The sequence below is a fragment of the uncultured Mucilaginibacter sp. genome, assembly GCF_903913935.1.
Taxonomy (GTDB): Bacteria; Bacteroidota; Bacteroidia; order Sphingobacteriales; family Sphingobacteriaceae; genus Mucilaginibacter.
The window spans coordinates 1-10,889 of sequence record NZ_CAIWNH010000236.1 but is presented as its reverse complement, the minus strand read 5'-3'; the positions used below and the strand labels follow the sequence as shown (position 1 = coordinate 10,889).

Annotated in this window: 8 protein-coding genes; 3 read left to right on the top strand and 5 right to left on the bottom strand. The window is 44.7% G+C overall.

From position 1 onward, the window contains the following. Together QZY09_RS09155 and QZY09_RS09150 are read left to right on the top strand one after the other, a co-directional pair. Positions 1-1,390, top strand: a 1,390-nt coding sequence (locus QZY09_RS09155) for a TonB-dependent receptor (protein WP_295671417.1), incomplete at its 5' end; no start/stop codon positions are given. 170 nt (positions 1,391-1,560) lie between these two features. Further along, positions 1,561-2,412, top strand: coding sequence for an Ig-like domain-containing protein (locus QZY09_RS09150; protein WP_295671414.1), 852 nt, complete (start codon positions 1,561-1,563; stop codon positions 2,410-2,412). 108 nt (positions 2,413-2,520) lie between these two features. Here QZY09_RS09150 and QZY09_RS09145 read toward each other — a convergent pair whose 3' ends face one another. The 5 genes from QZY09_RS09145 to QZY09_RS09125 form a co-directional block, all read right to left on the bottom strand. Next, positions 2,521-5,097, bottom strand: coding sequence for a family 20 glycosylhydrolase (locus QZY09_RS09145; protein WP_295671411.1), 2,577 nt, complete (start codon positions 5,095-5,097; stop codon positions 2,521-2,523). A gap of 172 nt (positions 5,098-5,269) precedes the next feature. Continuing rightward, positions 5,270-6,130 carry a glycoside hydrolase family 16 protein gene (locus QZY09_RS09140; protein ID WP_295671408.1) on the bottom strand — a complete coding sequence of 287 codons (861 nt, stop codon included), beginning with the start codon at positions 6,128-6,130 and terminating at the stop codon, positions 5,270-5,272. 97 nt (positions 6,131-6,227) lie between these two features. Then, positions 6,228-6,860 (bottom strand): gluconate 2-dehydrogenase subunit 3 family protein, encoded by a 633-nt coding sequence (locus QZY09_RS09135; protein WP_295671405.1) that lies wholly within the window; start codon positions 6,858-6,860, stop codon positions 6,228-6,230. A 24-nt stretch (positions 6,861-6,884) separates the two neighbouring features. After that, on the bottom strand, positions 6,885-8,627 hold the full coding sequence (locus QZY09_RS09130) for a GMC family oxidoreductase (RefSeq protein WP_295671400.1): 1,743 nt from the start codon (positions 8,625-8,627) through the stop codon (positions 6,885-6,887). A 98-nt stretch (positions 8,628-8,725) separates the two neighbouring features. Continuing rightward, complete coding sequence (locus QZY09_RS09125; protein ID WP_295671397.1) at positions 8,726-9,382, bottom strand: DUF1080 domain-containing protein; 657 nt, start codon at positions 9,380-9,382, stop codon at positions 8,726-8,728. A gap of 770 nt (positions 9,383-10,152) precedes the next feature. Between QZY09_RS09125 and QZY09_RS09120 the strand changes: the two genes are divergently transcribed. Continuing rightward, entirely contained in the window at positions 10,153-10,584 is a 432-nt protein-coding gene (locus QZY09_RS09120) for a CBS domain-containing protein (protein WP_295671394.1), read from the top strand. Positions 10,585-10,889: the final 305 nt, after the last annotated feature.

Genomic DNA, 10,889 nt, shown 5'->3' with positions numbered 1-10,889 from the left:
CGACCAGTTCAGGCTCCTTGGCTTTTATTCGGATCTGACTTATGAAACACCAGGCGGCCTCACCCTCGCCCAGTTTGAGGCCGACCCGCAGCAGGCCCGCATCCCCACAAAATTTACGCCCGGGGCCATTCAGCAAAAAGCAGGGATCTATCAGAAAGTGCTTTTTGGCGGCGCGGTTAATGAATATCATTTTAATGAACATCTTCGCAATGTGCTGTCTGTTTTTGGTACTTATGTTGATTTTGCCAACCCTTTTATTACTAATTACGGCCACCGTTACGAGGGCACTTATGGCTTTCGCACCTACTTTGAATATACCGGCGATACGCTTAAAAACTATAAATGGAAAACAAACTTCGGGGTGGAGTGGCAGCAAACCAATTCAGCTATCAATAACTACGGGAACCGGAACGGGGTGAGGGATACCGCCCAGACTTTAGATAAGATCAACACCAACCAACATTTTTTCTTTGGACGCTACGTGGCTGATATTGCCAAAAGGTTTCACCTGGAAGCAGCCTTGAGTTTGAACTTTTATGATTATAAGTTCTTGAATGTTTACCCAAACGTGGAAACTGCTTATACCGACCGTTATTTTACACCGCAGTTAATGCCGAGGATAGCGCTGGCATACCAAATCACCAATGATTTTGTTTGGAGGGCCTCGGTTAGCCGCGGATATTCAACTCCAACCACTGCGGAGATCCGGCCAACGGATCATGCCATCAACCCCAACCTGCAAGCGGAAGACGGATGGAACTATGAAACCGGTTTCCGCCTGCGCAATACCGATGAAACCATGTTCCTGGATGCATCGGTGTTTTATTACCGCATTAACAACGCCATTGTTCCGCGTTTTAACGCTGATGAAACAACCTATTATATCAACGCAGGCGGTACCAGCCAGCCGGGGCTTGAGGTATATTTTACCGACTGGATCATCCGTCAAAACAATTCGGATTTTATCCGGGGCCTGCAGTTTAATGAATCGGTTACGCTTGATCATTTCAAATTCAGCAGCGATTATCATGATGCCAGCAATAGCTACGCCGGCAACCAGTTAACCGGCGTGCCTCAACAGGTGGTAATCACCAGCGTGCAGATCAAATTCCCGCAGTATTTATATCTATACCTCGAACATAACTACACCGCCCGCATCCCGCTGAATGATGGCAATACAGTATACGCCCCGCATTATAATTTATTAGCAGCAAAAGCCGGCTGGCAGCATAAACTAAACCGCAAAAGCCGTTTTGAACTGTACGCCGGGGCCGAAAACTTGCTGAACCAAAAATACAGCCTGGGCGATGACCTTAATGCCCTTGGCAGCCGCTACTATAATGCAGCAGCACCACGCAATTATTATGTTGGATTTAATGTGGTGTTTTAGGGGTAAAGATTCGACAACTTTCAAAAATTGCACAAATAATTCTATTCATCAATATTTTAGCTGTAAATTGGCGATATAGTTATCACAATACGATGAATTGCCGTTATCCTCTCTTCCTGGTATTTGTTTTTTTCCTGATGGCGTCATGCAAAAAAAGTCAACAGCAGCAAATGAATCCGGTCAATTTGCAAAGCATCAAACTAAGTAAAGACACACTTAATTTATTTGTCGGCGTTCAAGGTGCATTCATCGTAACCATCTCACCTTCAAACACAGCTGATTCCGTTTTGTTGTACTCCTCATCCGACACCTCTATAGCGAAGGTACGAAAACCAGGTATCGTAAGTCCGGTTAAAGCTGGGACGTGCATAGTTACAGTAAAAAATAAGGCGAACACAGTTAGCGCGACCTGTATTGTTAATGTGATCGGGATTAAATTAAATAAAACGTTGTCTTCTTTGGTTCAGGGCACCAGTGATACACTAACGGCTACCATAATACCCTCAACCATTGCAAATAAAAATATCATATGGAGTTCATCAGATACTTCCATAGTAAAAGTAAATGCGCTGGGCATTATTACTGCAAAACATCCGGGCAACGCTATCATAAGGGCGTCTGCTCAGAGTGGCTTTGTTACTGCCGACTGCCGGATTTATGTTATAGAACCGACCGTTACCGGTGAGGCCTTCTATACCGATACAACCGTAAACAACGTTGCGGGAAAAGGCATTTCCTTTAAATTTGTAAATTCGGCACCATACCCTGTCCAGATATTGGAATGGTATGTGTCTGATTCGAATGGAAAAAAAATAGGAGATATTGCAGGCTCACCTATTGAAATCCTCCAACCACATGCCGTATACAACAGTCCTGTTCAATTTTTTGAAAGCAGCCTCTATACATCTGCCCGTGGAGGCCTATCGGTATGTCCGCTTACCGTTCATTTTGTTTATAATGAAAACGGGGCAGCATACAACATGGTCTTTACCTATCCAATAAATATTATTTTGGGGTTGTAGGGGATGTTTTTCGGGCAATGAAGCTCGATAATAACAACCTGAATAAAAATCAATGAATTTTTTTGGAAAGCAGCAGGAGCGCCCTCAAAACGCCCCTACTGCTTATTTTTATGGAGTAACTGGTTCTGAAACGTTGCCCCCGCGGCCTTTATTATCAAAGGCACGGAACTTAACGGTGTTTCCTGTTATTGTAACAGCATCGGTATAGACCTTACTTTTGGCATCCGGATCGGTGCCGTCAGTCGTATACCTGATGGTTAATCCTGGGAACTGGATGTTAGCCACATATTTGCCATCCTGCAAAACAACGCCCGGTTTCGGCACGCGGTAGTTGTAGCCGCCATCCAGATAACTCAGGCGCGGCAGCTCCCTTTTACCCAATACATTTACAAAGTTTACCCAGGCAACCTGGTAAAGCGAATCGCTTTTGGCGGTGTTGGTTTCGGTGGCCCAATCCGGGTCCTTGCTCCAGGCGCGTTCGGCAAAACCCAAAAGGCGAGGCAATAGCATATATTCCAGGCGTTCGGTGCTTTTAATGTTCTCGCCCCAAACGGCGCATTGCAGGCCTAAAATATTGGTTTTGCCATAGTCGGTAAGGCGTTGTTTGCCGATAAAGATATTACGGTTAAGCGGCAACCCGTCCCGGTCGACTTTCGCGTTTTTAAAATAATCGTATGGGATGAACGAAAACGGTTTATCAATATCCGCGAAGGCGCCCCAATAATAACCCGGCTCATCAAAGGATTTATAATGCGCCATATCAAAATACAAATTGGTAACCGGGGTAAGCACGGTTTTGTAACCGGCATTGGCCAGTTTGTAGGCCAGGTCTTCGTTGCCGCCGCCCAGCGTGTTGTTCCAAACTTCGGCCTGCAAATGCTCGGGCATAAAATCAGGGTTGGGCACATAAAAGGTATTGCCGTCGAGCTTGGTTTTCCGCAGCGCCATTTCTTCCCAGCCGGAGGTGTACAGCCCTCTGGCTTTCATTAACTGGTTCACCCGGCCGTAGAAATAGTACCACAGGTCGCCGGTGCTTTGTATTTCGGGGTGGGTAGCTTTCAACTTGAGATAAGCCGGGGATTGCTCCCAAACGCCTTTGGGCACCTCATCGCCGCCCCAGTTGATCGTTTTTAGCGGTACGCCCGCCTCTTTATACATTTTCACTACGTCATCCATTACGGTTTCCACAAAGTTGTAGGTGGATGGCAGCGAAACGTTGATCACATTATCTGTCCAGTATTGCGCGGTGCTGTATTGCGATTTATCCTCAGGGTCGCTTAATCGGTATTTCCAGGCTTCGTCTTTTTTTCCTTCGGCCATCAGGCGGTCATAGCGTGCATCCATTGATTTGATGGCGCCCCTGGCATGGCCAGGCGCTTCAAATTCGGGAATCACCTGGATATGCAGTTTATCGGCATATTTTAAGATCTCCATAAAATCAGCAACCGTATAAAAGCCGGTACCTGTTTTGTTTTCAATCTCGCCGCCGGAACCATGCGATGGCGGTAAAAAATGCTTGCTATCCAACGTATGCCCGCGTTTGGCGCCAACATCCGTCAGTTCAGGCAGCGACGGGATCTGCAGCCGCCAGCCTTCATCCTCTGTTAAATGCATATGAAATACATTCAGCTTATATAAAGCCATTACATCCAGAATCCTCATAACCTCGCTTTTCGACTGAAAATTTCGGCCCACATCCAGCATAAACGCACGGTAGGGGAAACGGGGCTCATCTTTGATCTCGACACATGGGATTCGGATTTCCTTTTGTGGATGTTCCAATGCTGATGGTGGAATAAGTGTTTTTAGGGATTGAATTCCGTAAAATGCGCCGGTTGATGTTGATGCACTTATCAATATCATATGAGGTGTAACAGAAAGCTCATACCCCTCTTTGCCTAAGCCACTTTTGAACCCTAACACAATATTTCTAATGTTACTTGAAAGTGGATTGGCTTTAAGTTTCTCTCCTAGCAATGATTCAACATATGTTGTTAAGTAATCGGCTTCTTTCGGAAAACTTTCCTTTCCTTGAACAAGGTCTATAAAGTCTTCTCTGAATAGGGCAAAGTAGCCATTAACGCCATCCCCCGGAGTCTCCTTATAACTCACCGGCGTTGGAAACACCTTAGTTAACTGTTGCCCTGGTATATCCTGTATATTTTTATTCTGATCAAAAATAATAGCCGGTGTGATCAAACCCACATAATTGGGTTTAAAGGGTTTTATGCTCCAGGCACCTGTATTGTATCCTTTATCGGGCTGGTTGTCCCAAACCACATAAAAGCCATCCGGGCCGTCGGTAATGTTTACTACGGGCTCATCAGCGATATACTCGATCCGCAAAGATTGCCCCGGCTTTATTTCGGTGAAGGTAGCGGTAGGGGTTAGGCTAAACAAGTCGCCGTTCACAAAATCAATTTTGGCATTGCCGGTTACCGTAGCCGGTGTTATAAGCCTTGCACAATTGAAATACATTTTCCAGCCTGCTGCCGGGAAAGTGTTTTTACCATTATTGGTAATGGTGATGGCATTTAAAGATTGGTCGGGTGTTTTATAATTGTTTTGAACCGGCTCCCAGGTGATGCTCAAATCGTGCGCGTTAAATGCCGGGGCATCTTTGGGTTTGGCAGCAAGGTTAATGCAGGTTAATGCCGATAAAAGAAAAACGATACAATGCTTCATAGCTTAATTATCAGGTTATAATGAATGGTAAATATAGATGAATTACCAAATAATAAAAACTTTTTAAAATATTTTAAAAAGTTTTTATTCAATAAACAAAAATGCCGCGGACCAAGGGTTATTTAATCACCAATGATTCGCGGCACAATAATATAATTGGAAATATTCCTGCTTATTTATGGATCATCTTATAAAAACGCACATAATCAACCTGCATGGTTGCCGGGCAAACATTGGTGGCTACACCCTTTGAGCCACCCCAGCTTCCGCCTATCGCTATATTCATTAGCAAATGAAATTTTTGATCAAATGGCCACGAGGCTGTTCCCGCTCCCTGGTTCACGTAGGTGAACATCGCTACATCGTCATAATAACCCCTGATCGCATAAGGTGTCCAGTCTACGCGGTATTTATGGAAAGCCGAAGTGTCTGTAGAGATGGTTGTTGTTGCGGAATGCCCGTTGGCGCCATAGGCCGCTTGGTCATGCACTGTAAAATGCACATTTAAGGGGTCAAAACTCACCTGCTCCATAATATCGATCTCGCCGGAATTTGGCCAGTTGCCGTAAACATAATCATTTGGCAGCATCCAGATAGCAGGCCATGAACCTTTCGGGCTTGCAGGCAGCTTTGCAAGGGCCTCAATACGGCCATATTTCAGCCAGCCGGTATTTTTTGACACCATACGGGCCGACGAATAGTTGCTGGTACCAACCGTCTCGTTAAGCGCGCTGATATGCAGCACACCATTGCTTACATATGCATTTTTAATGGAGTTGGTATAGTTCTCCAATTCCTGGTTGCCCCATCCGCCGCCGCCAAGGTCGTATCCCCACTTGGACGTATCCGGCGTGCCTGAATAATTAAATTCATCAGAGTATACCGGTGTTGTTTCAAACGACCAGTTTGAATCCACAGGGGCAGGCGGAGGCGTAATTACCAGCGGCCCTGGTTTTACCGTGTTGCTTTTTGAACACGATGCTAAAAAAAATGCGGCCGCACCGCAAAATAGGTATGCTAACGTTTTTCTCACAATACAATAATTGGTCTTATTAATCAAAAATAAAAAAAAAAGCTGGTTATCAATAGGAACCAGCTTTGATTTTTTATAAAAGATATTCTTAATACGATTAAATATCTTCCATGCCGTACTGTTTAAGCACATCTGCAGGAACACCTGTCCACCTGTTTGGCGAGTTACCCACATAGCCCAGGTCTTCTATGCCAATTTTGCTGGTATAGAAACCGGTAGCTGTTAAATCGCGCATCAGGTTAAAAAAGGAAACGCCCTGTTGCAGTTCGGGTTTTGCTTTTTTGGGATAGGCAATAGCGGTAACGATCTCCAGTTGCTGGGCACCCGCTGCTTCAGCAAAGGTTTTGCTATAACGGTTAAGGCATTGCAGGTCGAGCCAGCGCAAACCGCCGCGCATGGGGGTTTGGTTCTCGGGCATATCTTTAACTATAAACTCAATAAAATCGGGCACTTTAGCATCCGAAGCGCTGCCTGAGCGGGCATCTTTGGGGATAATGATATCCGCAAGGATGGTAATAGTCGCCATCTCGTGGTCATTAAAAAATTTGGCTTCGTTTAATTTTTTATCCCGGGCTATTTCATTGGGCAGGCGGCCTGCTTCATCGGCCCCGGCAGCCTTGTTGGTTGTATCTTCTGCTAATTTTTCATTTTTAGGTTTACAGGCTTCTACCAGGCTGGCAGCCGCAAGCGTGCCAATGCCTAAAAATTTAAGAGAGTCGCGTCTGTTCATTGTGTCGTTAATATTTAAAACAAATTAAACATTCAATTTTTTTCTTTGTTCCAGGATGTACTCAGCCGTACGCATTGATAGCGCAAGGATGGTCCATGTTGCATTTTTATCACCCTGCTGCACAAATGGAGAGGCGTCAACCACAAACAAATTCTTGCAATCATGCGCCTGGCACCATTTATTTAAGGCGGATTTTTTAGGATCGTCGCCCATGCGCACTGTCCCCACTTCGTGGATAATGCGGCCGGGGGCCTCCAGGCCATAATTGGTTTCCGGGCCTTCCATCGGGCTGTAAATCGCCCCCATCTCATGCATAATGGATTGGAATGTTTCCTGCATGTGTTTGGCCTGTTTAATTTCGTAATCGCTCCATTTGTAATGGAAGCGCAAAACCGGGATCCCAAATTTATCTACCACGTTAGGGTCAATCTCGCAATAATTATCCTCGCGGGCAATGGCCATACCGCGGCCGGCCATGCCGAAACCTGTGCCATAAAAACGACGGTAATCATCCTTTAAGGAAGCACCGAAACCGCCCGCTTCCTTCGGTTTCGCGTCACGTCCCGGTACTTTATCGTTCATGTCCTGCATGCCAAAGCCGAAACCATATTCAGGCATACCCATTCCGCCGCCAAATTCAATGTGATAGCCGCGGGGGAAATCAAGTTTCTTATTATCACTCATCCATGGGCCATAGATGTGTATACTGCCTGTACCGTCTTCATTATACCGTTTACGGTCAAGTAACTGCGGTAACCACCCGCCAGCGCTTGAGCCGGTTGAATCGTGCAGGTATTTACCCACCACGCCGCTGCTGTTGGCTAAACCACCCGGGTGGGCAGCTGATTTGGAGTTGAGCAGCAGCCTTGCCGATTCGCCGGCGCTGGCGCCAAGGATCACTATTTTTGCGGATACCTGGTATTCCTGCATATCATCTTTATTGATATACGAAACACCGGTAGCAAGGCCGTTAATATCTGTCAGCACCTCGCGTACCATTGCATTCGGGATCACCTTCAGATTTCCGGTTTTCATGGCCGGGATCACCAGGCACGATGAAGCCGAAAAATCACCATAAACTTTACAGCTTCGGCCACATTGCCCGCAAAAGAAGCAAGCTCCGCGATCTTTATTGTTAGGGAGCGCTTCAGTAAGGACAGATCCACGGCCTGCGATTACTTTTACGCCTGCCTTTGCAGCGCCCTTTTTAATATAAAGCTCGTTAAGCCGCGGTTTTGGTGGGGGCAGGAAAATGCCGTCAGGTTCATTGGGTAAATTCTCGACGGTTCCGTAAACGCCTATCATACGGTCAACCTTGTCATAAAAAGGTTTTACCTCATCATAGGTTATTGGCCAGTCGTCTGTTAAGCCGTCAATATGATGGCCTTTAAAATCATTGGGGCCCATCCTCAGCGAAATGCGCCCCCAGTGGTTAGTACGCCCGCCCAGCATCCGCGAGCGAAACCAGTAAAATTCAGTTTTGTCTTTTGTCGTATAGGGCTCGCCCTCCAGGTCCCAGCCGCCGAAGGCGCCGTCAAAATCGCCAAAATTACGGGTGTTGGTACTTGCCCCCCGTCGCGGTGATTCATAGGGCCATTTCAGCTGCATTGAATCTTTGGCCGGATCGAAAAAAGGGCCGGCTTCTAACATTAATACTTTTAAACCGGCATGCGCCAAAACATAGCCGGCCATACCGCCACCTGCTCCGGAGCCAACAACAATGGCATCATACAGCGTAGCTGATTTTTTAATCTGAATATCGTTCATGTGGTGATAGAGACTGGAGATTAGAGATTGGAGATTAGAAAAAGCCGGCAGTGTTTTGTTATTGCCTAACCTCTAATCACCAGTCTCTAATCTCTAAATTACAATTCTTTAATTTTTATATCCTTAAATGAAACTACTGCGCCATGGTCCTGCAAAGCGATATGGCCTTTTGGATAGGCGGCAAAATCTTTCCAGGTTTTAAACTTGCTTTTGTTCAGCATTTCCAGCCATTCAGCGCTGCCAATCTGGGTATCAATAACCTTTTTGCCATTCAGCCAAAAGGTAAGGTGCCCGTTCAGTTTTTTGATGGTTACCTTATTCCAGTTGCCGGCAGGTTTAGCAGGATATGCCGGGGCCTTCATATCATACAAAGCGCCGGCACGATGTGTAGCCAGTTTATTATCTTCAGCTTTCTGATCATCCAGTACCTGCATTTCTATACCGGAAAGATATGTCGCATCTAACGAAGCATCTTCATGAACACCGAAAATGATACCACTGTTGCCGCCCTCAGCAATTTCCCACTCTAATGATAGTTCGTAATTTTCATATTCCTTATCGGTTACCAGGTCGCCCTGCTCGGGCGCTTTCGGGTCAAGCTGCAGTGCGCCGTCAACAACTTTCCATGCGCCGGGGCCTGTTTTTAAATAACTATGCCAGCCCGTGGTTGTTTTTCCGTCGAACAAGTTAACCGTTTGTGCTTTCATTGAATTTACGGCAATCAATGCCGGGATAATTAACAGGAGTCTTTTCATTCTATAGTTTGTTTTAAAAAATAAAGGCAGCAAAATCGCCGGTTATATTGGTTAGTAAAAATAGTATAATTTTTTTTCGGTTTGCAAAACTTACAATTTTTATCGCAATTATAATAGAAGTGTTACGTGGGGTGAGGGATCAGCTGTTGGAGACGAGAGATTAGAAAGACACTTTCAGGATGAAAATAAAGCACCGGCTATACGCTGATTATACGGCAGCCTGGCCTAAATTGGGGGGGGGTATAACAAGTTTATTTTTGTATCAACCTTTTCAATTTCAGGCTTCAATTAAACGCGCTTATATTCTTTTAATTTTTCTTTTGAGATCAACAAGTAGCGGTCCTTCAGGCAACGGGCGCAAAAATAACGTTTAACAGGTAAAAAAACAGCAGGTTACGGCCAATCCAATTTCTTTGTTTTTGAAAGTGCAGCGGCGCGTTGCACTTATAGCATTTTAGGATCTTTTTTTGCATCAGGTAAATAATATATCAAATCACGCGGGGGCACATGAACTTCGAATGTAAATTCATTTTCATCAATACACAAAAAACAAATACAAATGTTACATTCGTAAATATAAAATTTCATTATGATTAAAATATTAATCTAATATGAAAGTTGAAATATACCCGCAAAAGGTAAACGCAACATCTTGCGGCTGAACCTGTCCCATAAAATTTATAAAACAAATTCAACATCATTTTAATGTTTTGTGTTTTATTTTCTATTATATTTGATAAGGCAATTCACCAATATAATACCTCAGCATCATGAAAAAAGTTTCCAATATCCTTACCCGTAAGGGGAACAGCGTTGTCGCCATAGATGGCAGTACCACAGTTTTAGACGCATTAAAACTAATGTCCGACAAAAATATTGGCTCGGTAGTGATCACTGAGGATGGTGCATACGCAGGCTTGCTTACCGAGCGTGATTACGCCCGCAAAGTGATCCTCCAGGGAAAATCATCACTGGAAACCCAGGTAAGAGAGATCATGAGTACCCATTTCCCCCGTATGATACCTGAAAACTCAGTTGAAACCTGCATGCATGTAATGAGTGAAAATAATATCCGTTACCTTCCCGTTTTTACTAAAGACGACAAAATGTGCGGTATTGTTTCCATCAGTGACGTGGTAACAGAAACTATCCTCTCGCACGAAGAAACGATTGAACACCTGAAAAGCTATATTCAATCTTGAGGAATTTCGGATGTCGGATGTTCGATGTCGGATTTTTGAATTGAATTTCGCTATTTATTTGTTTTCGATGTTTCCAAAATGGCCACACCGTTCTGGAATATAGATGTCGTCGTTGTCCTTATTCATATGCTACCTGTTATTAATTCTACCTTTTCTCCTTATCATCTTTGCGCGTTTGTCAGGCAGCCATACAATTTAGGCAAGGATACCGTTTGTACGTTTTAAAAAAGTGGAAGCTCGATTTAGACTGTTTTCGACCTAAAAAATTAGAATTTTCAAGTATCCGACAAAGCTGTTATGGTTAT

Coding starts and splice junctions, on each gene's coding strand:
- QZY09_RS09150 (WP_295671414.1), top strand. CDS start 1,561: ATGAATCCGGTCAATTTGCAAAGCATCAAACTAAGTAAAGACACACTT.
- QZY09_RS09145 (WP_295671411.1), bottom strand. CDS start 5,097: ATGAAGCATTGTATCGTTTTTCTTTTATCGGCATTAACCTGCATTAAC.
- QZY09_RS09135 (WP_295671405.1), bottom strand. CDS start 6,860: ATGAACAGACGCGACTCTCTTAAATTTTTAGGCATTGGCACGCTTGCG.
- QZY09_RS09130 (WP_295671400.1), bottom strand. CDS start 8,627: ATGAACGATATTCAGATTAAAAAATCAGCTACGCTGTATGATGCCATT.
- QZY09_RS09125 (WP_295671397.1), bottom strand. CDS start 9,382: ATGAAAAGACTCCTGTTAATTATCCCGGCATTGATTGCCGTAAATTCA.
- QZY09_RS09120 (WP_295671394.1), top strand. CDS start 10,153: ATGAAAAAAGTTTCCAATATCCTTACCCGTAAGGGGAACAGCGTTGTC.